The organism is Polaribacter filamentus, assembly GCF_002943715.1.
Taxonomy (GTDB): domain Bacteria; phylum Bacteroidota; class Bacteroidia; order Flavobacteriales; family Flavobacteriaceae; genus Polaribacter; species Polaribacter filamentus.
Genome location: NZ_MQUA01000013.1, coordinates 932,037 through 956,848 on the forward strand (window position 1 = coordinate 932,037; position 24,812 = coordinate 956,848).

General features: G+C 33.7%; 19 protein-coding genes, 1 tRNA gene and 1 pseudogene. 14 read left to right on the forward strand and 7 right to left on the reverse strand.

Annotated features, from left to right (window positions below):
• Positions 1 to 523: 523 nt before the first annotated feature.
• A complete protein-coding gene (locus tag BST83_RS21415) occupies positions 524 to 784 on the forward strand; it encodes a helix-turn-helix domain-containing protein (RefSeq protein ID WP_367889190.1) in 261 nt (86 codons plus the stop codon).
• 72 nt (positions 785 to 856) lie between these two features.
• Here the strand turns inward: BST83_RS21415 and BST83_RS06365 are convergent, their stop codons facing one another.
• Positions 857 to 1,498 carry a DUF6266 family protein gene (locus BST83_RS06365; protein WP_146092126.1) on the reverse strand — a complete coding sequence of 214 codons (642 nt, stop codon included), beginning with the start codon at positions 1,496 to 1,498 and terminating at the stop codon, positions 857 to 859.
• A gap of 61 nt (positions 1,499 to 1,559) precedes the next feature.
• On the opposite strand from BST83_RS06365, the gene BST83_RS06370 reads away from it, so the two are divergent.
• The gene (locus BST83_RS06370; protein ID WP_104808150.1) at positions 1,560 to 2,462 is read left to right on the forward strand and encodes an IS1595 family transposase; all 903 of its coding nucleotides are present in this window, start codon (positions 1,560 to 1,562) and stop codon (positions 2,460 to 2,462) included.
• Between the two features lie 551 nt (positions 2,463 to 3,013).
• Positions 3,014 to 4,018, forward strand: coding sequence for an LLM class flavin-dependent oxidoreductase (locus tag BST83_RS06375; protein WP_104809063.1), 1,005 nt, complete (start codon positions 3,014 to 3,016; stop codon positions 4,016 to 4,018).
• A 147-nt stretch (positions 4,019 to 4,165) separates the two neighbouring features.
• On the opposite strand, the gene BST83_RS06380 is transcribed toward BST83_RS06375, so the two are convergent.
• Positions 4,166 to 7,414, reverse strand: a complete 3,249-nt coding sequence (locus tag BST83_RS06380) for a CotH kinase family protein (RefSeq protein WP_104809064.1) — start codon at positions 7,412 to 7,414, stop codon at positions 4,166 to 4,168.
• A 641-nt stretch (positions 7,415 to 8,055) separates the two neighbouring features.
• Between BST83_RS06380 and BST83_RS06385 the strand changes: the two genes are divergently transcribed.
• The 10 genes from BST83_RS06385 to BST83_RS06430 all read left to right on the forward strand — a co-directional run bounded on the left by BST83_RS06385 (position 8,056) and on the right by BST83_RS06430 (position 20,135).
• Positions 8,056 to 8,799 carry a lysophospholipid acyltransferase family protein gene (locus tag BST83_RS06385; RefSeq protein ID WP_104809065.1) on the forward strand — a complete coding sequence of 248 codons (744 nt, stop codon included), beginning with the start codon at positions 8,056 to 8,058 and terminating at the stop codon, positions 8,797 to 8,799.
• Complete coding sequence (locus BST83_RS06390) at positions 8,796 to 11,120, forward strand: hydroxymethylglutaryl-coenzyme A reductase family protein (protein WP_104809066.1); 2,325 nt, start codon at positions 8,796 to 8,798, stop codon at positions 11,118 to 11,120. Before BST83_RS06385 ends, BST83_RS06390 begins: the two co-directional genes overlap by 4 nt.
• Positions 11,121 to 11,645, forward strand: coding sequence for a CDP-archaeol synthase (locus BST83_RS06395; protein WP_104809067.1), 525 nt, complete (start codon positions 11,121 to 11,123; stop codon positions 11,643 to 11,645).
• A complete protein-coding gene (locus tag BST83_RS06400) occupies positions 11,645 to 14,074 on the forward strand; it encodes a PEP/pyruvate-binding domain-containing protein (RefSeq protein ID WP_104809068.1) in 2,430 nt (809 codons plus the stop codon). The genes BST83_RS06395 and BST83_RS06400 overlap by 1 nt, the downstream gene beginning before the upstream one ends.
• Positions 14,071 to 14,799, forward strand: coding sequence for a hypothetical protein (locus BST83_RS06405; RefSeq protein ID WP_104809069.1), 729 nt, complete (start codon positions 14,071 to 14,073; stop codon positions 14,797 to 14,799). Before BST83_RS06400 ends, BST83_RS06405 begins: the two co-directional genes overlap by 4 nt.
• A 1-nt stretch (position 14,800) precedes the next feature.
• Positions 14,801 to 15,772 carry a class I SAM-dependent methyltransferase gene (locus BST83_RS06410; RefSeq protein WP_104809070.1) on the forward strand — a complete coding sequence of 324 codons (972 nt, stop codon included), beginning with the start codon at positions 14,801 to 14,803 and terminating at the stop codon, positions 15,770 to 15,772.
• A gap of 9 nt (positions 15,773 to 15,781) precedes the next feature.
• Entirely contained in the window at positions 15,782 to 16,723 is a 942-nt protein-coding gene (locus BST83_RS06415; RefSeq protein WP_104809071.1) for a fatty acid desaturase family protein, read from the forward strand.
• A gap of 423 nt (positions 16,724 to 17,146) precedes the next feature.
• The gene (locus tag BST83_RS06420; RefSeq protein ID WP_104808119.1) at positions 17,147 to 18,343 is read left to right on the forward strand and encodes an IS4 family transposase; all 1,197 of its coding nucleotides are present in this window, start codon (positions 17,147 to 17,149) and stop codon (positions 18,341 to 18,343) included.
• A 173-nt stretch (positions 18,344 to 18,516) separates the two neighbouring features.
• Complete coding sequence (locus tag BST83_RS06425; protein ID WP_104809072.1) at positions 18,517 to 19,656, forward strand: MFS transporter; 1,140 nt, start codon at positions 18,517 to 18,519, stop codon at positions 19,654 to 19,656.
• 397 nt (positions 19,657 to 20,053) lie between these two features.
• Positions 20,054 to 20,135: transfer RNA gene (locus tag BST83_RS06430), tRNA-Tyr, on the forward strand.
• Between the two features lie 382 nt (positions 20,136 to 20,517).
• Here the strand turns inward: BST83_RS06430 and BST83_RS06435 are convergent.
• The 5 genes from BST83_RS06435 to BST83_RS06445 form a co-directional block, all read right to left on the reverse strand.
• Positions 20,518 to 20,931, reverse strand: coding sequence for a response regulator (locus BST83_RS06435; protein ID WP_104809073.1), 414 nt, complete (start codon positions 20,929 to 20,931; stop codon positions 20,518 to 20,520).
• A complete protein-coding gene (locus BST83_RS21420; RefSeq protein WP_367889148.1) occupies positions 20,931 to 21,032 on the reverse strand; it encodes a hypothetical protein in 102 nt (33 codons plus the stop codon). Before BST83_RS21420 ends, BST83_RS06435 begins: the two co-directional genes overlap by 1 nt.
• On the reverse strand, positions 21,029 to 21,535 hold the full coding sequence (locus BST83_RS20565; protein WP_240614677.1) for a phytochrome family protein: 507 nt from the start codon (positions 21,533 to 21,535) through the stop codon (positions 21,029 to 21,031). The genes BST83_RS21420 and BST83_RS20565 overlap by 4 nt, the downstream gene beginning before the upstream one ends.
• A 298-nt stretch (positions 21,536 to 21,833) precedes the next feature.
• Positions 21,834 to 22,118 carry a PAS domain-containing protein gene (locus tag BST83_RS20570; RefSeq protein WP_240614678.1) on the reverse strand — a complete coding sequence of 95 codons (285 nt, stop codon included), beginning with the start codon at positions 22,116 to 22,118 and terminating at the stop codon, positions 21,834 to 21,836.
• Positions 22,119 to 22,139: 21 nt separating this feature from the next.
• Positions 22,140 to 22,937, reverse strand: a complete 798-nt coding sequence (locus BST83_RS06445) for an alpha/beta fold hydrolase (RefSeq protein ID WP_104809074.1) — start codon at positions 22,935 to 22,937, stop codon at positions 22,140 to 22,142.
• Positions 22,938 to 23,330: 393 nt separating this feature from the next.
• On the opposite strand from BST83_RS06445, the pseudogene BST83_RS06450 reads away from it, so the two are divergent.
• Positions 23,331 to 24,433 (forward strand): annotated as a pseudogene (locus BST83_RS06450) (IS91 family transposase).
• Positions 24,434 to 24,812: the final 379 nt, after the last annotated feature.

Below are 24,812 nucleotides of genomic sequence, written 5' to 3' on the forward strand. Positions count from 1 at the left end.
GCTTGTGTTATTGGTTAAATATCACCGGATAATAAAACCTTTTACTATTAAATGCTATCTACTAAAACCTGCTTATATCGTGTTTATATACCTTGTTTTAAAATCTATTAATTAAAAATTAAATCAAGATTTAGCTTCTTTTTTTGCTAAGATATTTAAAAGTTACCTAAAAATAAGATTTATTTTTAGTTGTTTTCTTTTATTATTGTAAGGAGATCAGTACATGCTTGCACTCTTTTTTCTTAGAATCCGGTAGGGTGGTACCCCAATAAGCCAACAATACTAAACCTCTAAAATACTATCACAAAAAGCCATAAAGTGTGCACGCACAAAGGTTTTTACGATGAGGTATTTTTACTAAACAAGCTATTATAAAATAAAAACAACTACCTTGTTAGACATTCAACTCAATTTTAGAGATGTATAGTACAAAAAATATAAGCTTTTATGAAAAAAAAAACAGCCACCAACAGGGCAACAAACTCCCCATTTACAATTTGATGATTATTTATTAGAAAAAGAAATATGGCTTACTACCGAGGAAGCCATGGCATATTTAAACGTGAGTCGCAGTACCATGTATAGATTGCGTAAAAAACAGCACATTCCTAGTACTAAAATAGGGCATAGCCCCATGTATCCAAAATGCTTATTAAATACGTTTCTTATAAACAGGGCTATAAGAAATGTAAAAGAGGATACCGCTAACAGATTGCTACCACCTCCTTTTTTTAAATTAGTTAAGCCACAAATCAGCGCACAAAAAAAGCGTGTTATCGCATAACATTTTTTATGTTACACAATAACACGCCCTAAATAGCCTGTTTACAGCGTACGTTTTTACAACGTGCTGCTTTTACAGCACTGTAACTGCACCCATATACGTACTTATGGCTGCAAAATTGGCTTCTGCCTTATTAAAAGAAGCCCAAACTTGTACCTCAGAACCTGCCATAAAATCGGGTAAAGTTATCGTTGCCGTGGTAGCATCTCTGGTAGCAGCGTCTAAATTGGTATAAAACAAATTTAGTTCAGGTTCATAGACCACTACCATAAACGTATCCGTTGCTGTAGCTTTCCCTTGGCCGCTATTGTCTTGCCAACCAAAATTTAGCGTTTGCCCTGCAGCAGCAGCTAGGGTTCCGTTATCTAACCCTCTTAAATCGCCTTTGCTAATTAATACTTTTGCATAGTCCATTTCCATACCCCCAGGGATGCTTACCACTGCGTTTTTAAGATGATAGGAAGTGGCTAAATTAGAGCGAGATTTATCGCCCTGCGGTTTGCCAAAATAAAGATTTAACACATCTACAATGGGATTTAAAAAACCAATTACAGTTTTAAACTTTAGCCGTTGTTCTTCCTGTTTTTCTGTAGGCGTATAATTACCACGTTGTGGTACACTACGCATTATATTTTTTCCGCGCCATCGCGCACCTACTACGTTGCCCACTTTGCCAGAAAATCCGCCAAGTATGCCTTTCTCAAATGTTGCCATAATTAAAATTATTGAGTTAGTCATTTAATTTCCATATATTATAACCTTTAAAACAAGAGATATGGAACAATTTGAAGGTCAAGATATACTAAACTTTATAAAAGAATTACCAAATGATGCTGCGTGTAAAGCATATTTAGCCAAAATAAAATGGCAAGATGGATTTACTTGTATGAAATGTGGTCATACCAAAGGCTGTGAAAAAGTAGATTATAGATACCATTGTTATAACTGTCAACACGTAGAAAGCGCCACTGCAAACACCTTATTTCATAAAGTTAAATTTGGATTGCAAAAAGCCTTTTGTGTGGTTTTTGAAATGAGTACAAGTAGTAAAAGTATTTCAAGTATTCAAATGGGAAAACGTTTTAGCATTCGCCAAGGAACAGCGTGGTATTTCATGCAAAAAGTGCGTAAAGCAATGAAAAGCAGTCAAAAATATCCTTTAGAGAAATTAATCCATGTTGATGAATTTACTGTTGGAGGGAAAGAAGAAGGCAAACAAGGAAGAAGTTATGATACGAAAAAGAAAAAGGCTGTTATCGCAGTAGAATTAACAGATGGCAATAAAGTTAAAAGAGTTTATATCAGATCCATCAAAGACTATTCTGCAAAATCATTAACCCCGATATTTGAAGAGCATATAAGCACATCTGCTAAAATAGTAACTGATAAATGGAGAGGTTACCAACCTTTAAAACAGATGTATGACATTGACCAAATATATAGTAATAATGGTGCTAATTTCAAACAATTACACATTGTGATTATGCAAGTTAAGTCATGGTTGAGAGCAATACCAACTCATGTAAGTAAATGGCATATTCAAGCATACTTTGATGAGTTTTGTTTTAGAATTAATCGCTCTCAATTTAAAACCAGCATATTTCATAAAACGATTAATAGAATGGTAGAAAGTAAACCAATATATCAAAATCAAATAAAACAGACGCTAAGCGTATAACTCAATAAAATTATTTAGATTAATAGACTACGAATCTAAAACCTAAATTACTTCTAAACAACCCCTTGACACGAGCTGACGCCTATTGAAACCAATTGATTATTTGTAAACGCTATTGCCCTTTAATGGTACCTTTTGCATCTTCTTGAAACAAGATGACCTCTACTGACCTTTACTGACATAAACGTTGTTTTTAGTGGGTTTGTTCGAGTATTGTTCGAGTCTTGTTCGGGAAACGGAGTGCTGTATTTTTAAAAAATAGATGTTTTTTGGGAGAAAACTGGTAACAAACTAAACGGAAGGCTATGGGGTTGTTTTGCCAATATTTTGTGCCTTTTTTTTAGAATGTCTGCAAAGTGTGTACATTCTTTATGCGCTGCATTCCTATTAAAAGCGCAATGCATTGTAGTAAAAAGAGTAGTGCTTTTTTGAAAACAAGTGCCCAAAAAAAAGGAATAAAGAGTAAGCTTTTAAATAAAAATGCGACTACTGCATGTGAATGCACTATTTAAAGTAAATCTTTCCTAATTTTACAGCACATACAGCCATTTATGAAAACGCCAACCATAAAATATTCTATATTAGATCTTGCCTTAGTTTCTAAAGACCATACACTGCAACAAACTTATACAAATGCCTTAACATTGGCGCAACATGCCGAAGCTTTTGGGTATACACGCTATTGGTTAGCAGAGCACCATAATGCCACAAATATTGGCAGTAGCGCAACGGCTATATTAATAGGCTATGTTGCTGCGGGCACAAAAACACTGCGCATAGGTTCTGGCGGCATTATGCTACCAAATCATTCCCCTCTAATTGTGGCAGAACAATTTGGTACGTTGGCTTCTTTGTATCCTAACCGAATTGATTTAGGCCTCGGCAGAGCACCAGGAACGGATAGAGAAACAGCACAAGCCATTCGTGCTGATTTTATGCAAGCGGCACAGTCTTTTCCTACGGAATTGGATAAAATTCAACAATACTTTTCTGCTAACAATGCCAGCGCTCGTGTTCGTGCTACGGTAGCAGAAGGGGTAGAGGTGCCAATTTATTTGTTGGGTTCTAGTACGGATAGCGCACATTTAGCAGCAAAAAAAGGAATCCCGTATGCATTTGCAAGTCACTTTGCAACCACGCATTTATTCGAAGCATTAAAAATTTACCGCAAGGAGTTTCAACCCTCCAACGACTTAGAAAAACCCTATGTAATGGCAGGCGTAAATATCATTGTAGCAGATACGGATGAAGAGGCGCAGCGTTTATCAACCTCTTTAATACGCATGATTGTGGGCATATTTACTGGGAAACGAGATTCTGTACAACCACCAACGGCCATGACTACCGAGTTTAAAGAGATTTTACAAAATCCGCAAGTACATCAAATGCTAAAGTTTTCTTTTATTGGGAGCAAAGTCACGGTAAAGCAACAGGTAAAAGAGTTTATAGCGCAAACAAATGCGGATGAATTAATTGCAGTAACCAATATTTATGATGGCAAAGACAGAATACGCTCTTTTGAATTATTTGTAGAAATTATCAAGGAGTTGCATTAAAATAACCATTAAAATAACCATCAAAAGGAGCATCAAAAACAACACCCCAATCTGCTTACAAAGCAAACGGGAGAGGCAAACGTTAGGGGTAAACCTTGCTATGCATGCGGATGAATTGCACGGTTTCTTACACAGTATTGCCTATACTTATTTTTTAAAAATCTTAGTAGTAGCACGCGTGCCATCGATAAACTTCAAGTTTAAAAGATACATGCCCTTTTTAAGATCAGAAATATTAAGTGCTACGGATTTTAAATTGACTTGAACGGTTTTTATTTGTTGACCAAGAAGGTTATAAATCTCAATTTTCTCTAAGATGCGTGCTGCGTTGATGTGCAATTCAGCTGCTGTAGGATTTGGATATACGCTAAAATCAACCGGAAGCGTATTAAAATCAGTAGTGCTTAAAACACCATCAGCACTCGCTTTCCAATTACTAGCGATACTATTATCCGCAAGCACATTTATCAACTCTAAATAAAACCCACCACCGTCTGCTTCTTCTGGCCAAGGTGCGCCATCTGCATATTCAACGTGATCAATTAGGTTTCCAAAAGCGTCTGCCAATACTAAATGATGGCTCTTATTTGATAAATCTCTTAGAAAGGTATCAAAAGGAGCAAAGCCGTATTTCTGCTCAAAAACAGTTGCATTTCCTGCCAAATAAACAGATGCACCCCCTGCAAGCGTTGCATTTTGTGGAAATTGATACGAGACACCCAGTTTTATAAGGTAGATGCCTGTAAGCGCAACAGAGGTGCTTCCTGTATTCTTGATTTCTATGAATTCTTGGTCGTCACTTTCTGGAAATTCAGTGGTTTCTTGCGGATTGTAATGAATTTTTGTAATCACCAAAGAAGGGGTTGCCACGGCACTACAACTAGAGAATTGACCCAGATTGTTTTTCATCCATACAATTCGTTCTTGTAACCAAGTTTTCATTGTGGCTATTTCTGATGAAAAATCTTCTATCGTATTCCAACGTTGGTTTTCGCGAACCACAGCTTCAGCAATATATGCTACCGTAGTGTCAATTAAACCAACAATGTAGTCGTAATTTAAAGGCCCTCCAGTAGCTGTAACTTCATTAAAACGTTTTGATGCATAACATTTAAAGGTAGCATCTTCAAAGAGATCACCCCAAAAATTAGCACCTACATTACTATACTGATACTGCCATACATCGGTAAAACTGCGGTCATAACCCCAGTCAAATAAATCATTTCCAAAGGTTAAATTATAATCCCAAACTGGTCCTGCTCTTAATTTACCACCTCTATCTTTATGGTAATAAGTACTCAATGCATACGCATCTACATTGGATGCAATTTCTGCAACCAACATATAATCTACAAATGAAGGCACATCAATAACAGCCGGGTAGCCTTTTCTAATATCAGCATTCCCAGCCGTTTGATCTAGCGCTCTAAAGACGGTTTCAATATAGGCAGCTTGTGTTGGTGTAATATCATCTGCGTTTGGTTTCTCGTGTATATAGCCCGCGCCGTTATTGTACCAAGCCTCCGGGTCTTCATCGCTAGGTCTATCAGTTTGCATCAAATATCCACCTGTTACCTCTGGATATGAATTTTCATCATCAGCTAGTTTTGCAATATTTACACGATCTCCATCCACTTTTATTTTTTCCGAAAGTGCATACAAGCCTATGTAATCACCATTGAGTATAACCTCACAATATTTTAAATTTACGGCATATTGGCCCATTTGTCGTGCCATAGTATAGCTAATATAATCCCGCATCATACTATCATCAAAAGCAAAAGAGTTTAAAATCCAGTCATTTTCTTTTGGCATACCTAATAATTCTACATTTTTATCGGTTATACCGTCATCTTTTAAGGTATCAATTCCGTAGGGTTTTTTTGGTAATGCTTGTGAGGAGGAACCTCGCGTTTCAATGCCAATAGTACCAGAGTAATTTAAAAACGCTTCGTTGCTAGCATCGCTCACAAAGTTTCGTTCCCCATTGGGTCTTTGAATTATTTTCATAGTCCCAAGTATTTTTGGCTCATCAGGAATCTCTGCACCATTTTCAGTATTGATAATAACAATAGGCAAGTTACTGTCTGTAAATGTTAGATTACTTGTATTTAAAATATATGTTTTAGTAGTTACCGAAGAGGGTATATACGTATCTAAAAATATTTGTGCTCGCACAGTAGTGTCCTCATTAATTTGGATAGGGCCGGTATATAAAGCAGAGGTTTCTGTGGGGTTATTTTCATTAATTGTATATCGTATTACCTCCTCTGAAGTATTGCCAGATAAACGTAAGCTTATAGGTGCATCAATTAGGCCGCCTTGGTTAGAAAAAACAACTTGACTCTGAACACTTCCTAAATATTCTTGGGTAGAATTCTCTAAACCAGGCGTAGTCTCTATATAACTTACAATTGCTCCAGAAGTTTTAGAAATCCCTACAGAGGTGTTCTCAGGAAGATTCTCTGCAGTTATCTGACTCAAAGTCACACCCGAAGCATTTGTTAAACGTACTATTTCTGAACTCGCCGATATTTTAAAATTTGTATGTAGATTATTCTTCTTTAGCCCTAAAATAGCAGGTGGTGCAATACCAGAATTGTTTGGAGTTGAAAAAATAGCCGATAAGAAAGGTATTAGTGTAAAATCAGACGAACCTGCACTGATATTGTGTGCTTGAATGGTTAAGATATTTTCACCTTCATTTAAAATTGAATTAAAATCTGTAATCATAAACCTTTCAGGTCTTCCTCCTGAATATATTTGAGCCTCACGATCCGTAATCGTACCTGAATTATATGCGGGTGGTGTACCAGTAATATTAGCTCTAGCAACTTCATTTTCATTTATGTAGGCAACAAAAGCATCATCATAATCCATATCTAAAATTAATGAAGAAATAGTAGCGAGGTTACTAATGACAAATGTTTTTCTAAGGTATATAGATTGCGTACCATTTGGAATAATGGTGGCATCGTCTCCATCAGCATATCCAAATCCAGAAGAACCTGAAGTCCAATTTGAATCATCAAAATTTAAACCATTCCAATTCCCATCAGGCTGCGAAGTTGGAATTAAGTACTTAAATTCATCTCCTTGATTAACCAGTGTTCTAGGATAGCTAATGGAAGATCTATCTTTATCTGAAGCCCATAAGAGTAAGTATTCATTTGCCGATAATGTGTAATTTGGAAATTTCCACTTTGAAAGGTTATTTATATCATCAGATAAAGTCCAACCATTAATTAAAACATCTTCCGTTCCAAAATTATGAATTTCTAACCAGTCGGGAGTGTCTCCATCTTCATCTGTATACATAGAATTAGAAGAAACTACTTCATTTATTCTTACGTCTTGTGCTGTTAAATTATAGGTGCTAAATATAAAAAGTCCCAATAAAATGCTCCCTTTAATGTTCTTGAAATATTTTTTTTTTGCATCTGTCTCCTGTTTAATTTATAGGTGAACCCATTGTGGGTAAAAATTCTATCAAACAAATTTAACGTATTAAAATATTTTTTTCAACTAAATTAACTATACATAAACTATACTACCGTTTTTAAAAGGGAATTTGCACTGTAAACGCTAACAAGACAAACTATTAACAACCTAATTTTTTGTAGTTGTAAAATATTTTATCTAATCAGAGTACGTTTTTTTATACTAATTTCATTCAGATTACAAGAGACAATGCTCTTTTAAGTTATCGTTGATTGTATGATAATTAGCAGCAAGTCTTGGTTTTTAATACTTGTGCTTGTGGGTTTCTTTAAGCCTTTTTTAAACAGTGGTTTACTACTAATTGTACTATACAACAATTTGTATACTAATACTATATTAGAAACAAGCGTAGTGTATTACAAACCAAAACATGAAAACAATTTATAGAATTTGGTTGTTATTTAAAAATTATTTTTCATTTTAAAATTCGGCAAAAAAGTCTTCGTCAGGCTTTGTAATAAATAGTTGTATTTTTGGAGGTAATAAAAATGATATCCTATTTAATAAATTAGCTGATACCCAAATTGCTTAAGAAAATGAAAATTATAATTACCATTTGTAGATGGATAATTGCCTTCTCTATTACTTTACTTACTGGCGGTGTTGCTTTGGTATTCGTTCTTATAAGTTATGGCAAGCTAAGAAACCGATGTGTAACCTATATTATTAAACCAGCCTCTCGCTTTATTTTATGGGTTATTGGCTTCCGCGGTTGTTATCCGCCTTTAGATAAATTTCCAAAACATCAAGTATTGTATACGTTTAATCATAATGCAGAACAAGATATTTATCTTTTAACGGCACTAGGGCTTCAAAATGTTCGGTTTCTTCTTTCTGAAAAAACATTGATTTATATTCCTTTAGTGATTTCTGCTTTAGCTACCGGAACCTTTTATATACCTCAAAAAAAACATTCTAAAAGAAGATTACAGTTTTTTAAGAAGACGACTACATTTTTAAAAGAAACCAACTACTCGATAGCAGCTTCTTCCGAAGGGGTACATCCTCATTTTCATGGCATTGCGCCTTTTAATCGGGGTATCTATCATATGGCTTTAGAAGCTAAGATTCCTATTGTTCCCATGTTTATTTATGTTCCTGAAGAAAATAATATGACTGCGTTTAAATATGCTAAAAAAGGAACGCTTAAAATTGAGCTAATGCAAGAAATTTCAACAAAAGAGTGGACGCTAGAAAATCTTGATACGCATATTAATGAGGTTCGTAATTTGTTTGTAAAACGATTCAACGAATTAAATCCAACTAATAAAACTACATGAAAATAAAATATCAACAAGCAGCTGGTAGAGGATTAATGAATCAAACCGCTTTTGACTTAAGAATGAATTATTTAGAGACCTTATCTAAAGATATTAGTAAGGTTGTAAAGTCTGAATCCATTGCATTATCTCAAATACAAAACAATATTGAAAGTTTTATAGGCACTGTAGAAATTCCTTTAGGGTTAATAGGACCGCTTTTATTTATTGATAAGAATAATAAAACAGAATTGGTGCATAGTGCTATAGCTACCACAGAAGGTGCATTGGTTGCTAGTCTAAACAGAGGCGCAAAAGCAATAAGTGAAAGTGGCGGATTTGAAGCGCATATTGTGCATCAGAAAATGGTAAGAACCCCTATGTATACTTTTAAACGGTTGTCTGAGTCCGTAGCTTTTGACGAATGGATTAAAAGTAATTTCAAAAAAATAAAAGACCAAGCACAAATGCATAGTAATCATGCTGAATTGCTTGAAATTGCAAGTGTTATTCTTGGCAAAATTGTGCATCTAAAATTTGTGTATTCTACCAGTGATGCATCAGGGCAAAATATGACTACTTCCTGCACCTGGAATGCGTGCTTATGGATTGAAGAAAACTTTGAGTTGGCAACGTCTATAGAAATATTAAATTTTGTAATTGAAGGAAATGGTGCATCAGACAAAAAAGTTTCTTTTTATGCTATGCAAAATGGTAGAGGTTGTCATGTAATTAGTGAGTGTTTTTTAACAAACGAAGTAATTGAAAAAACATTGAGAACAAATGCCAAAGAAATGTTTAGTTCTTATACTCACTCGCTTTCTATTAGCCGCTTAGATGGTATGGTTGGTCATAATGTGAATGTAGCAAATGCCATTGCAGGCATTTATGCTTCTACAGGTCAAGATTTGGCATGTATTCATGAATCTTCTATTGGTATTTTACAAATAGAACTTACCGATGAAGGATTATATCTGTCACTTGTGCTTCCTAACTTAGTGGTAGGGACTGTTGGTGGCGGTACGCATTTACCAGTGCCTTCTAAAATATTAGAATTGATGGGCTGCAAAGGAGCAGGGAAAATAGAGCGTTTTGCCAAATTAATTGCAGGTTTTGCATTGTCCATAGAAATTTCAACGTTGGCAGCTATTGTGAGTGGTCAATTTGCACGAGCACATCAAAAATTAGGGAGAAATAAGCCTGTAAAATGGTTGCTGAGATCTGAAGTAGATGCAGATTTTATAAAAACACACGTTCCCTATTTCCATGCAGAAATTAGCAGTGTGAGTTTTAATAATGAAATAGAGGTAGAAAACGGAATTCTTACAGATTTAACAAAGAAGATTACTAAAAAAGCGATTGGCTTTATTCAGGCGGATTTACATGACATTGATGGTAAAAAACATCCTCTTTTATTAAAAAGCAAAGCACTTGGCAAGGAGGTTTTAGATGGCTTGCATTTTATGGCGAGTAATGTGAGTGTTGGTTTAGCAGATATTCTAGCAAAACATTATGAGGTATTAGAATACAAAGACAATCACACCAAAGAAATAGCCGTGTATGAAGCATTGCAACATATTGGATATCCTTTTATGCCAATTGTATATGGTACTAAAAAAGATAGTGAAAGAGAAATTTATCTGATTCTTATGGAGCGATTGGCTTCAGAAAATATGTTGCTAATTAATTCTGAATCCACTCCAGAAAAATGGACGCTTCCAATCATCAAAAAAACCATAGATAGTATTCATCTGGTGCACACCAATTTTACCTATGAAACCAATAAAATTCTATCCATAGCGCCTTTTGATATTGAAAAAGTGCTGGAGCTTTACACAGCTTTTGTGGCTTTGAACAGAAAGGATTATGATTATTTAATTGCAGATGATCGTTTTGATGAATTAACAAGTTTTATAAATGATTGGAGCACTAATGGATATCAGCCTAAAAGTAAATTGACCTTAATTCACAATGATTTTAATCCAAGAAATATTGCTATTAGAGCCAATGGTGATCCTTGTATTTATGATTGGGAATTAGCGACCTACGGCATTCCGCAGCGCGATATTTTTGAGTTGTTAGCCTTTACGCTTACGCCTAATTTTGAGAGTTCTGATGCAATAGATGTATTGAAACATCATTTTAAGCAAGTGCAATCATTAAATAATCAAGACTATAGTTGGTCTGATTATTTGTATGATCTTAAACTAGGAGGGCAGGCATTTTTAGTTTCAAGAGTTAATTTTTATTTAACGGGAAGCATTTTAATGAATTATCCATTTATTGAAAGGGTATTTGCCACGTCTTTTAAAATATTGGATCTGCTTAAAAAAACAACTTAGATGAGAGACTTTTATATCCATATCCATTTGTTTTTTATCCCTTTAGTTCTTGGTAATGTGCTGCATATGATCATTGTAAAACGCAATTGGTGTAAAAGTGTCGCTTTTCCCATTTCAAGAAAAATGTTTGGAGAGACTAAAACGTATAGAGGAGTCATTGTACTGCCAATGCTAACGGGAGTATTCGCCTTGCTAAGTAGTTATTGTTTTGGCCCTTTTACAATATCAGTAGCCTATGATGCATTTGTTGGCTTCGGACTAGGACTTGCTTATATTTTAGCAGAATTACCGAATTCCTTTATAAAAAGAAGGTTAGGGATCGCTACTGGAGCCCAATCAAAAAAGTACAAATATGTGCAATACTTTACAGACAAAGCAGACTCATTAATTGGAGTTTTAACATTTTACTTTTTAGCAACAAACTTCTCGTTTAAGACCATTCTAGTCCTATTTTTTGTTGGTTTAGTGATACATGTAAGCATCAGTCAGCTTTTAGTAGTCATCAAAATAAAAAAGAAATTTTGATGTATATACACGCTCTTAAAGAAAAGTTGTCTACTGATTTGGTGGGCGCCAAAGCGGCAAGTCTTTCAGCGCTTTTTGAATATGGATTTTCTGTACCAAATGGATATGCAATTTCTAAAAAAGTACTGGAGTTATATACGATAGAAAAGAATTTTCCGGATGGTTTTAAACAATCTTTAGAAAGTTGTTTAGTTGGGTTGAATTCTCAAAAAATCATTATTAGAAGCTCTGCTATTGGCGAAGATTCTGATAGTTTTTCATTTGCGGGTCAGTTAGATTCTTTTGTAGTTCAAAACAACATGGAAGCAGCATTACAAGCGATCCTTCAGTGTTGGGATGGCTTGCATAATGATAGAGTACTTGCCTATGAAAAACTATCAGGAAAAAAACTTGTAGAAATGGGTGTGGTACTTCAGGAGTTTGTGGAAGCAGATTATGCCGGAGTTACCTTTACCTCATCGCCTTACAATGTTGACGAGATTTACACAGAATATGTAAAAGGGGCCGGTGAGCAATTAGTTTCAGGGAAAGTAACCCCTAAAAACTTTACCGTTAATTTTACGGAAACACCTAAGGAGAAGCTTCCTTTTAATGCAGTTGAATTAATTCGTTTAGCAACCACTTTAAAAGAGAATTATAGCTACCATATAGATATTGAGTGGGTATCTAAAGGAGAACATATATTTTTTGTGCAAGCAAGGCCTATTACTGTTTTACAAAAAAAGAAAGTCCATTGGACCAACACAAATTTAAACGAGAATTACCCAACTCCGATGTCTCCATTATTGTATTCAATTGCTCGAGATTCGTATTATCATTATTTTAAAAACCTTGCGGGTTTATTACAAATCAATAAAAAGAGTCTGCGTGCATTGGAGTATGATTTTAGCAATACCGTTGGTATTTGGAGCAACAGACTGTATTATAACATGACCAGTATTCATAATATTATTTCTTCATCTCCATTACAAGTATATTTCAAGGATGCATTTAATAAATTTGTTGGGTATTCAGAAAAAGATGTCGCACAAGTAGCTACTTCTAAAGCTACTTCTATAGTTCGTTTTGTTTTTCGTTTAATTCGATTAAACTTTTCTTTAGAAAAAAATGTGAAGAGCATCGAGAAGATGGTGGATGACTTTGCTTTACAAGCGAATAAAAAGGAACAAAATCTTCCAGTAGCATCTTTATTTTATACCTTTTTAGACCTGAGGTTTCATCAATGGTATCGTGCTAGTTTGGCTGATTTCTTCTCGATGATTCACTATAAGGTTTTAGGAGAAATAACGAAGACGTTTTATGGCGAAAAAAGTATCGGGATGCACAATAATTTGGTGCAAGCAATTCCGGGTTTAATGAGCAGCGAGCCCTTAAATGACACGTATGATATTGTTCAAGAAATACATAAAAACAGTGAAATAAAATCTTTCTTTAATGCGCATTCCTCTAAAGAGGTATACCAAGAAATTCAAGAAAACCCTAGTTATTCTCAACTTAAGGAAAACTTGGATGCCTATCTTAAAAAATGGGGATTTCGATGTTCTGGCGAACTCATGTTTTTTAGTACAAATTATATTGAAGAGCCTACCAAGTTTATAGAATTACTGCAAGTCTATATGGCGCAAGATGCGCAAGACCCACGCGCAGCAATTGCACTTAAAGATAGCGAAAGAAAAGCTGCCATGCGCAGTTTTGCATGGAAAATCATACAAAAAAGATCGATATTTATTCCGGTTTCTATGGTAGAAGTAGGGGTACTTTACCTAAGTGCAAAATTGTGCAAGCAAGCAATAGCGAGCAGAGAAAGAGTACGCTACAAACAAGCAGAAATGTATTATCATTTTAAAACGATTGTTAAAAAGATGGGTGCTCAATTTGTAGAAGAACAGAAAATTACGAGTGCAGACGATTTATTCTACTTGAGTTATAAAGAGATTGGCGAATTGCTGTCTTCTTCTTCCATGTTTTCAAAAGACCTTAAAGAGCTCATTATAGAACGACGTTTACGATTTAATAAGGATTCAGAGAATGAATATCCAGCCAATTTTACAACGACTTTTGGTGAAAGACCAACATCTGTAAAGGCAGCGATTGTTTATAATGGAGACTTTACAGAGTTTAATGGTTTAGCAGTAAGCGGTGGAAAGATCAAAGCAGCCGTAAAGGTATTAAAGTCTGTATTAGAAAGTGGAAAACTGAACAAAGGAGATATTTTAGTAACCAAACAAACAGATCCTGGATGGGCAATGGTATTTCCATTAATTGGCGGACTTATTGTTGAGCGGGGAGGCGCTTTATCTCACGGAGCAATAGTAGCAAGAGAATTTGGAATTCCGGCTGTCATAGGAATACCAAATATTACAGAAATATTAAAAGACAACGATGAGGTTATCTTAGACGGAGATCTTGGTAAAATTAAATTGTTATGATCGCTGTTTTAATAGCCTATATAAAAATTAGAATTCACCCTATTCAACTTATAGGGCTAACACTGCTGATGTCTATGCTCGTTTTATCTCCTGAAGATGCTGCAGAAACATGGCTGTTTTCGATGTTGCTTTTAGTGATTTCTTTTATTGTATTTAGAATTTTAGACGATGCTTTTTCGGTAAATATAGACCGAAAAGAGCATCCAGAAAGAACCTATTTGATTCCCGCTAACTTCAAATCCTTTAAAAAGATAACAGCAATCAGTATTGGTGTTTATTTACTAACTGTTGGGTTGATGTATTCAAAAATTTACTTCACACTATTTTTACTTTTCATAAGTTCATTGGCTTTGTACTATATGTTTGGGAAACACGTATTGGTGTTAAAATTAATTCCGTTAGTAAAATACCCTATGCTACTTTATTGTGTGTCAATGATTTCATGGCATGAAGTTAAAGTAGAGGTTCTTATTGCTTCCTTTTTATTAATGGCTGGTTTTGATAGTTTTGATCGTGTAAAAGTAAATTCAAATTCCATTTGGCAACCCATGCTTTTTCTTTTCTGTTGCAGTCTATTCCTTTTTAAACCTTGGCTGAATTATAGCTATATTCTATTTAGTTTATTGCCATTGCTTATTATTTATTTGATGAGAAACAACCGTATCGTTCCCTATTTTGCAATCGTATTTTTTCCAATAACATTTTTTATACTAACACATTTATAATATGAACAGTCCATTTTTAAAAGAATTCAATAATCCAGATCGGTATCAATTTGAAACCGTTAATTGCTATTCTTGTAACAGCGACCAATATTCTTTTTTCTTGAAAGGCGAAGAAGATTTAACAGGTAAGGAAGGCGAATTCCAATATGTAAAATGCAGTAATTGTGAGATGGTGTATCAAAACCCAAGGATTGCTTTAGATCAAATTAAAGAATTTTATGACGGAGAATATATTGCCCATCGTAAAAAGAAAAACTGGGGCATATTAACACCTTTGTATGAGTGGACCATGAATAAACATGATAGAGATAAGGAAAAGATTGTTGCTAAACATGTTGTTCTCAATAAGCAAACAGAAGTTCTTGATGTGGGGTGTGCTGTGGGTACTTTTTTATTACACATCAACAAAAAACACGATGTTCAAATAAGTGGTGTAGATTTTAAAGAAGGACTAGAATACCCAGATTTCAATAAAATTGAATTTTATGAAGGCTTATTTTATGAACAAAATATAGCAGAAAACAGGTATGATGTGGTAACGATGTGGCATTTTTTAGAGCATTGTTATGATCCTAATAAATCGCTACAAATGGCAAAGAAAGTATTGAAAAAAGGAGGGAAGCTCATTATAGAAGTGCCAAGACTAGATAGTTTTACCTTTAAACTATTTGGTAAAAAATGGCCAGGTGTTCAAGCTCCACAACATACGGTTTTGTATGATAAAAAAGCATTTATTAGTATGATGGAAAAGAATGGATTTAAGGTGACTACTTATTTACCTTATGGCGCATTTCCTCCGTATTTTTATATCTTTGCAGGATCCTATTTTAAAACCATTGGAAAGAACTTAAATTTGAATCGTATTATTTTTCCTTATTTTTTAGGGCAATTGATACTAACGCCTATGCTGTGGTTTCAAAAATATTTAAACCTTTCTATGCAGACCGTTGTTTGTGAAAAAATAGAAAATTAATTTGGTAACATGAGCGAATCTAAAGCTATTTCATCTAGTTTAAAAGCAAGAAACGATCTTGCCTTTTTAAGTTTATTAACTCCAGTAATGCTGTTCGTTTCCGGAGTAGTACTGTCTATCGAATATGAAGGGATTTTATATTGGATAGGGCAATTATTGTTGTCATTTTTCTTTCTTCAAACATTTATATTAGTCCATGAATGTGGGCATTTAAGTTTTTTTAAAACACGATCAATAAATACTTTAATGGGCCATTTATTTGGTTTCTTGTCGTTTATTCCATATTACTCTTGGCAGCAAATGCATAATTTACATCATCGATGGACAGGTTGGCGAGACAAAGATCCTACTACAGAATCTACGGTAAGTCCGAGTTCCTCAACGACAAAAAATAGCATTATAAATATTGCATGGAAATTAGGGATTCCGTTGTTTTACCTAAGTTATAAATTAAGTAATTACTGGAACTTGTTTAAGATTAAACGTTTTTTAACTCCAAAAAAATATCAAAAAGTTAAAACACAAATAGGTATGTACGTGGTATTGTACGCAGTACTTTTTTACTTCTTTTGGGAATTTATAGTACAGATTTTTAGTTTGGCATTTGTCATTAGCTTATTGTGGAAAGAGCTGGTTATTATGACACAACATGGTCATATTGAAATTCCGATTTCTAATAATAAGCAAGTGAAACCTATAACCTATTTAGAGCAAGTTAAATACACAAGAAGTTTTTATGTGCATGAAATCTTAGCGAAGTATTTCTTGTTTAATTTTAACCTTCACGAAGCGCATCATGCGCATCCAGCAATTCCTGCCTATAAATTATCGGCTATTCATTTAGAAAAACCCAGAAAACCTACTTTTTTCTATTGGTTATATAGAGCAAAAAGGATGCAAGGAGTAGATTATATATTTAAAACCTCAAAGCACACAGGAGAGCTGTTTTAATTTTAAATAGGCATCGATACTATACAATCAAATTTGATATTAAATTTGATTATTGGATCCTATAAAAACACCCCAAAACGAGACTTTAAAAAATTTTTATAGTAGGTATAGAACTTTCATTGATATGTGCTTTAATACTACAGTTTCTTAAAAAATAGTATTTCAAAAGTTTCTTCTGCAATGTTAATGAAACAAATTTATTCAACAATGTAGGAGGGAAGCATAATGTCTTTAAGCAGCTATGATAAAAATAATGAAAGGCTTTTAATTAATACTATCAGTTTTTTTATGGATGCATTTTGTATCCAAAGGACTACTTATATAGCCTAGCATTAGTGTCCGATAAATAATTTTAAAAGCAGGATTTCCATAGTTGGATTTCCTGCTTTATTTATATCTTGATTTTTACCACAAAATTGAGATATGAACAAAAGTACACACTTTAGCGGAACACCAATAATTAAACAGATTTTAAAATATATACCACAAGCAGATATTACTCGGACAGCCAAAATCTATAACAGTGACCGCTACTACAAAAAGTTTAAAACCTACGACCATTTAGTCACGATGCTTTATGCCACAATGAGTGGAGTTTCCTCACTTAGAGAGTTGTCGACCGTTTTATTAGCTTGTGAAGGGCGTATCAGCCATTTAAATCTAAAACATTTCCCTAAGCGAAGTACATTGTCAGATGCTAACAAGAAAAGAACCAGTGAAGTCTTTGGAGCAATTTATTCAAAATTATACAAACGCTACGCTCCATTTTTATCGGACAGCAGTCCATTAAAATCTCCTGTAAAGAATTTAAAAATTGTAGATTCTACCACAATCAGCCTATTTAGTGATATTTTAAAAGGAGTTGGTCGTAATCCTATTACAGGTAAGAAAAAAGGAGGTATAAAGATGCACACAATGATAAATGCTTTGGAAGATGTACCTTGTCTGATACGTTTTAGCAGTGCTGCTACTCACGACCACACTTTTTTAAAAGAGTTAAATTTAGAGAAAGATTCTTTTGTCGTTTTTGATAAAGCATACAATGATTATCTCCAATATTTAGAGTGGACTTTAAATGATATTTACTTTGTAACTCGCCAAAAAGACAATGCTGTCTATAAAAGCATTAAAGAATTTGATTTAGCAGACAAAACAAGTGATGCAATACTAAAAGATGAACTTATATTGATAGAAAAAGACGATAAATCTATTCAAATAAGAAGAGTTGCTTATTGGGATGCTACAAAAGAAAAGGTATATGAGTTTATCACCAATAATGCAGAAATATCTCCAGACCAAGTAGCAGATATATACAAACACAGATGGCAGATTGAAACGATGTTTAAAAGACTCAAGCAGAACTTTCCCCTTAAATATTTTCTTGGAGATAATCAAAATGCAATAGAGATTCAGATATGGTCAGCATTAATCATTCAACTCATCATGCTTGTGATACAAAGAAAAATCAAACGAAAATGGGCATATTCAAATATGGTTTCTGTGATGAGATTTCATCTGATGACCTACATTGATCTGTTTAAATTTCTCGAAAACCCAAACAAACAATGGTGGGAACTCACATCAAAACCTCCAGATATACAACTGCAACTTTTTAAATAGACACCTTGCTAACTCAAAAAGAAAAATATAGAACGTGTTTACTGGGCTCAAAAATGGGTTTAATTAAAATTTGTAGTTTTATCGGACACTAATGATAGCCTAGCATAAAATTAAATTTAAAAAGCCTTTCAGTAAGTCAAAAGAAGTATTTTTGCATCCAAATATTTTTACAAATGCAAGAAAGAAATTTACAACGTATTTCGCTTTCAACTTATTTTTTAATATCAGGTATCTGTTTTTCTTCTTGGGCATCCCGAATTCCGACAATAAAGGACAATTTTAATTTTAGTGACGAGCAACTAGGTAATATGTTAATGATAATGCCTGCAAGTGCTATTATTGGCATTCCGCTTTCTGGCTGGTTGGTCTCAAAATATGATAGTAGAATACCGCAACAATTCGCTTTTGTATTCTATGCAATATCATTGATGCTAATTGGGTTTGCTACCAGTTTACTTGTACTTATTTTAGCGCTATTTCTGTTTGCGGTAAGTATTAGAATCCTAAATATCGCTATAAATACCCAATCTATTTTTTTGCAAGAGAAATTTGAAAAACGTATTGTGGGCTCTTTTCATGGTTTATGGAGTATTGGTGGCCTACTAGGGGTTTTATTTACAACTTTAATGTTACAACTAGATATTTCTATCCAAGCACATTTTTTAATGATCGCTATTTTTATTTTCATCACTATTTTTATTGCGTATCCGTATTTAATAAAAAATGATAAGGCTATAGGAGGAAATAAATTCAGATTAGAAAAGCCTAACAAATACATTATGCTTTTAGGGTTGATGCTGTTTTTCGCGGCTATTTGTGAAGGCGGAATGTATGATTGGAATGGTGTTTACTTTAGAGATGTAGTTAAAGAAGAAGTTTTTACGTATGGATATGTATTGTTTATGATCTGTATGTCTATTTATAGATTAACGATAGACAAGCTAATCGATTATTTTGGGATGGAAAAATTGTATTTTTTAAGTGCCATTTTAATCATGAGCGGAATTTCCATTGCCATAGTTTTTCCTCAATTCTGGCCTGCACTTGTTGGATTTTGTTTGGTTGGGATAGGTGTTTCAGGTCTTTTTCCTATGACGTTTATCTTGGCGGGTAAAGCAAAGAAATATTCCACGGGAATCGTTATTTCAATCGTAGGAACTTATGCTACCGTTGGTATGTTTTTAGGGCCGCCCTTAATTGGGTATTTAGCTGAGGCTGTTGGCTTACAAAAAGCATTTATCGTCTTTATTATTGGTGGATTTATGTTTATTCCTTTAACCATTGCTGTCTTTAATCATTTAAAAAAGATATAAAACTACTCGTTATTCTAAAAAAAACAAGAAGTAAGTATACAAAGTAATCAAGCTGTCCTATAGAAATAGAAAAAAGGTAGAAAGAAAAATAAGGTTAGCATTTTTTAGTGTACGCATGAATCCCAGTTGTTTTGATAAAAAAAGTAGTGTACAAGTGACGCTATTTAAACTAAAACTGAAAAAAAATATAGTATTTTTAATACATATATGAAAACATTGTATATTCGCAATCGTTTAGCAAAAATGGGTTGTTTTTTACATCAAAATACGGTGTAGTTTAATAGGTTAGGGCAGCTGATTTTTAATCAGTAAATTATGGTTTCTGGCTATCATTAGCTTAAAAAAAAACAATAAATTACGAAGGTAATTTGCATGTTCATTGAATTTCTAAATTAAAGGGGAGATACTCAAGCGGCCAACGAGGGCGGACTGTAACTCCGCTGACTACGTCTTCGCAGGTTCGAATCCTGCTCTCCCCACAAGTTACCTATTTAGCGATAAAATTAAATAATCTTTAAACTTATTGTAAACTGCATTACCCACAATTCTTCTAAATCTTACTGTTTTAAGAATACCTGGTACCGCTGTTTTTGAAGGTGTTTTAACATCAGAAAAGCATATAAACTAGTTCTAAATTAAGGATCTTTGGTTTCTGCTACTATGTTCATAAAACATTTTTATGCGACAACGTAGGAGGGAAGCATAATTTGTGCGAAAAGAATTAAATAGATGCCGTTGAACTAAAATTGCGATTTTTTGGACTAAAAGACTATTTAATTTATGTTATCTTATTACAGTTTTGACTCATAACCTAAAAACGTAGATCTATTTTTTTTTATGTGCTGTTATACAAGGAAAACTTTATGAGAAGATTTCGTATTTTTTAAAAATTTTTTTCACTTCCGATAATTTTATTGGTTTGACGATATAGTCGGTAATTTCAATTATATTACCTGCTCTTTCAATATCAAGCGGGTCAACCGAAGAGCTTATCATAAAGATGACGGTCTTTTTTGTTATATCTTTTTTTATACGTTCATATTCTTCTAGAAACAACCATCCATCCATGATTGGCATATTCATATCTAGGAAAACGATATCTGGTATCTTTTCATTCTCAGTTTTGTTATTGGTAAGATATTGAATAGCTTCTTCTCCATCCATAAAACTAAGAATACTATCCGCTAACTTATTTTTGTTGATAATGCTACTTAATATAAAATGATAGACTCTATCATCATCGATGATAGCTATTAGAGGGCGTTTTTTTGCCATTATTTGTGTTTTTTTAAAATTATTTTAAAAGTAGTTCCTTTGTCTACTTCACTTTCTACAGTTACAGAGCCGCCTACTGCCTCTATTTGAGTTTTAGTCATAAAAAGACCAACTCCTTTAGAATTGGGGTGTCTATGAAATGTTTTATTAAGTCCAAAAAGTTGATGCCCATATTTTTTAAATCGATTCCCAATCCATTATCTGTTGCAATAAGTAAGATCTCATTGTTTATAATTTCTGTGCGGAAGTGAATCTGTGCTATGCGATCAGGTGCACGATATCTAATGGAGTTAGATAGCAGATTTAAGAGGATGCTTTCCATATACAGTTTTGGGTATTTAATAGTAGGAGCTTCAGAAAAGTTAGAGGTTACTACTGCTTTTGAATCCAATATTTGAATATCTAAAATTGCTAGTGTCTTAGTAAAAACAGCGTCAAAACTGACATCATCATGCACGATATCTCTATTTTCTTGTATTTTTACAGTCTCGATTAATTCATTCAATGTTTCATTAAGACGATCAATAACGATTTCAAATTTAGAGAAGAGCATCTCTTTATCATCTAAATCTGTAGTTTCTTTATAGAAATTCTTTAATACCAATAGATTATTAACAGGTGCTCTTAAGTTATGAGATGCAATATGTGTAAAACTAGAAAGCTGTCTATTTTTATTTTTAAATGGTTGTTAAATTCCTCTAGTTGTAATTTTTGTTTTGAAATTAATTCAGTGTTACTTTGTAATTCTTTATTGACCGCTATTAATTTATTAGAAAGCTCATTTGCATTTTTTTTGGACTTTAAAAGTTCTTGCTCGTATTTTTTTCTTTGGGCAATATTAAATAGTATAGAATGTGTATATAAATGGGTTCCTAAAATATCTTTTATTTCTATAGAGTTTACTAAGACAGGGAAGCTAGTACCCCTTTTTTTATAAAATTTAAATTCACCTCTTTTATAGTGCCACTTAACTTTAAAGAGGGCGCAAAGATATTTTCAAAATATATTTTTCCTCCGAGAGAAAGAAAATCTGAGAACTTTTTTTTACCAATGACTTCTTTTTTCGAATAGTTGGTGAGTTCTAAAAAATTCTTATTGGCATCAATGATTGTACCATCGGGCAAGGAACAAAAAAAACCACTAGGAAAGCTGTTATAAAATTCTTGATAATCTATATTATAATCCATTAATTCTGTTGGTTTTTAAACCTATATTAAATAGTTTTTCATTGCCTCACTTGTTTTAAGGGGAGCACTGAGATGGGGGCAATGTCCAATTGTTTCCAATACAACAAATTTGCTGTTAGGGATGTTGTTATTTACAAATTGTCCTACTTCAATGGAAGCAATAGCATCTATTTTAGATTGAATGATTAGTGTATCCGTAGAAAGTTTTTTAAGGTCATTTCTGTTGTCTCCTAAAAAGGTGACTTTTGCGAAATGGGCTGCTATTTCTGGGTTATTTTGACAAAAACTTGCTTCTAATTCTGCCGCTAACTCTGGCCTGTCAAGATTATCCATAATAATAGGCGCCATGGCACTAGACCAGCCTAAGTAATTATAATCTAAAGTTTCTAAAAGCTCGTCAATATTTTTCTGAGAAAACCCACCAATATAAGCAGCATCATTAATATACCGGGGAGATGGTCCAATCATAATTAATTTTTTAAAGAGCTCTGGTCTTTTTACAGCTGCAAGGGTCGCTATCATAGCGCTCACAGAATGCGCAACAATACAAACGTCTTGTAAATTTAGAGCATCACAAATATTAATTATATCATCTGCATACCCTTCAAGCGAATTGTATTTGTCAAAATTATATGCATTTTCATCAGATTTTCCAGAGCCAACAAGGTCTATAAGAACTATTTTGTAGGTGTCTTCGAAATGAGGCGTAATAAATCTCCACATATTTTGATCACATCCAAATCCGTGAACAAAGAACATAACTTTGCTACCGGTTCCGTGAATTGTTATATTATTTTGTTTTATTAACTTCTTTAACATACTACGTGGTTTTAGCAAGTATATAATTTCAATTCTATGGCAAGCCTAACTTTTCTAAAGATCTATGTAATAAACACAACAATACAAATTTAGGCTAATAGGTATAATAAATAGTCCATACAAAGGGTTTTATTTTTTTAGTCGTATTTTAAAAATTACATTTTCTGCGCTGTATATGTAATTAAAACCGTTTAAATAAATTTTTGTCAAGATGAATAGACATTTACTAGGGTTAAATAGAACACAACGCATCATTTAAGATGGCTTAAATATTATGAGTTTAAAAGAACTTTTGGGGCATGCGCATATAAAAACCTCCATGGTTTATCTGCATTTAGCCGATACAGGAAGCTCTATAAAATTAAGTCCTTTAGATACTTTATATACTGAGTAATGTATCCAAAACATAACGTAGCCGATGTGTTGAATCTTGAAGTAGATTAACTAAAAGAATTAGCCAATACGAGTTGACATTTAAGAACCTTACACGCGATCAGAAAATTTAGTACTAAAGCCCTTGGTGGTTATTCCGATCGTAATCGTCATTGCCCAACATGCCAAGGACATAAACAACAGCAATGGGTGGGACAAGAAAAAAAGAGTTGCTAGCGGTCCCTTACTTTCAGGTGGTCTTTAAATTGCCCGATCATTTGAATGCTATCGCCCTTGCGCATCCCAAGGAGCTCTATAAAATTTTATTTGATAGCGTTTGGCAAACCATTTCTTGTTTTGGGAATAACCCAAAAGAATTAGGGGCCAAAATGGTCATGATAGCGGTGTTCGATACCTTGGGACAAAATTTAAGTGTACATCCTCATCTGCATTACATCGTGCCTAAAGGCGGAGTTACCAGTGCAGGGTATTGGAAAAAAGGAAAGAGCAAGGCTAATTTTTTGTTTAGCGTACAAGCATTAAGTATAAAATTTAGAGGTGTGTTTGTTACCAAACTCCGCAAACAATTACCTTAGATACCCAAATCATTGTATTACAAATTATTTTCTAATAATTGGGTCGTCTGTGCCAAAGATCCTTTTGGAAAACCGGAACATATGATTGAATATCTATTACGTTATGCACATAAGATAGCCATAAATAATTATAGAATATTGGCTAATGATACACAAAACAAAACGGTGACTTTTAGCATGAAAGAGTATCGTAATCAAGGAAAAAAGACAACACAGACATTGTCTACAAAAGATTTTATTAAGCGCTTTCAAAATCATATTTTACCTAAAGGATTTAAAAGAATACGGCACTAAGGTTTTTTAAGTAGCAGTTGGAAAAGGGAAAAGCTACCACAACTCCAGCTTCAATTAGCCAATAAAGATTTAGAGGTGATAGACGCGTATGTCTTGGTAGAAAAATCGGTACATCGTTGCTGCCCAAGTTGTAAAAAAGGACTCTTAATCACGTTGTTAACATTCGATAGTAGAGGCCCTCCAAAAGAGTATAAAAAAATAGCAAGACGTAAAACATTGAAATACAAACAGTAAAGAAATGGCAATGTGCCCTTACTGGACACCAGTGCCTAAACTTTAAAAATATTGATTAAAATGCTATCTAAGAGGACTAAAAATTCAAAAAACGCATAAAAAATTGCACCTATAAAATAGAAATGTTGAAAACAGCATCCTTTACCCAGTCACTCTCCTTTAAAAACCTAAACCCAAACTGTCATTTTACCCCTTATTCCTCGCAATGGATCAGTCAACAAAGCATATAGCGTTGGCCTATAGGCGCGCCATATGCTTAGTTATTATGTGTTGCCTATTTTTTTCTTCAGATAAGACATTAATTCCAAAGAAAGACTTTACTCTCTATTGTCAATCTTTGAAAATTATATTACTTCATGATTATAATAATTTCTGGACC

Excerpts from the sequence above, each read along its gene's own strand:
- BST83_RS06365 (WP_146092126.1), bottom strand. The coding sequence starts at position 1,498 with ATGGCAACATTTGAGAAAGGCATACTTGGCGGATTTTCTGGCAAAGTG.
- BST83_RS20570 (WP_240614678.1), bottom strand. The coding sequence starts at position 22,118 with ATGGATTATAATATAGATTATCAAGAATTTTATAACAGCTTTCCTAGT.
- BST83_RS21420 (WP_367889148.1), bottom strand. The coding sequence starts at position 21,032 with ATGACTAAAACTCAAATAGAGGCAGTAGGCGGCTCTGTAACTGTAGAA.
- BST83_RS06405 (WP_104809069.1), top strand. The coding sequence starts at position 14,071 with ATGATCGCTGTTTTAATAGCCTATATAAAAATTAGAATTCACCCTATT.
- BST83_RS06425 (WP_104809072.1), top strand. The coding sequence starts at position 18,517 with ATGCAAGAAAGAAATTTACAACGTATTTCGCTTTCAACTTATTTTTTA.
- BST83_RS06370 (WP_104808150.1), top strand. The coding sequence starts at position 1,560 with ATGGAACAATTTGAAGGTCAAGATATACTAAACTTTATAAAAGAATTA.
- BST83_RS06435 (WP_104809073.1), bottom strand. The coding sequence starts at position 20,931 with ATGGCAAAAAAACGCCCTCTAATAGCTATCATCGATGATGATAGAGTC.
- BST83_RS06445 (WP_104809074.1), bottom strand. The coding sequence starts at position 22,937 with ATGTTAAAGAAGTTAATAAAACAAAATAATATAACAATTCACGGAACC.
- BST83_RS06375 (WP_104809063.1), top strand. The coding sequence starts at position 3,014 with ATGAAAACGCCAACCATAAAATATTCTATATTAGATCTTGCCTTAGTT.
- BST83_RS06420 (WP_104808119.1), top strand. The coding sequence starts at position 17,147 with ATGAACAAAAGTACACACTTTAGCGGAACACCAATAATTAAACAGATT.
- BST83_RS06400 (WP_104809068.1), top strand. The coding sequence starts at position 11,645 with ATGTATATACACGCTCTTAAAGAAAAGTTGTCTACTGATTTGGTGGGC.
- BST83_RS06390 (WP_104809066.1), top strand. The coding sequence starts at position 8,796 with ATGAAAATAAAATATCAACAAGCAGCTGGTAGAGGATTAATGAATCAA.
- BST83_RS06395 (WP_104809067.1), top strand. The coding sequence starts at position 11,121 with ATGAGAGACTTTTATATCCATATCCATTTGTTTTTTATCCCTTTAGTT.
- BST83_RS06385 (WP_104809065.1), top strand. The coding sequence starts at position 8,056 with ATGAAAATTATAATTACCATTTGTAGATGGATAATTGCCTTCTCTATT.
- BST83_RS06410 (WP_104809070.1), top strand. The coding sequence starts at position 14,801 with ATGAACAGTCCATTTTTAAAAGAATTCAATAATCCAGATCGGTATCAA.
- BST83_RS06415 (WP_104809071.1), top strand. The coding sequence starts at position 15,782 with ATGAGCGAATCTAAAGCTATTTCATCTAGTTTAAAAGCAAGAAACGAT.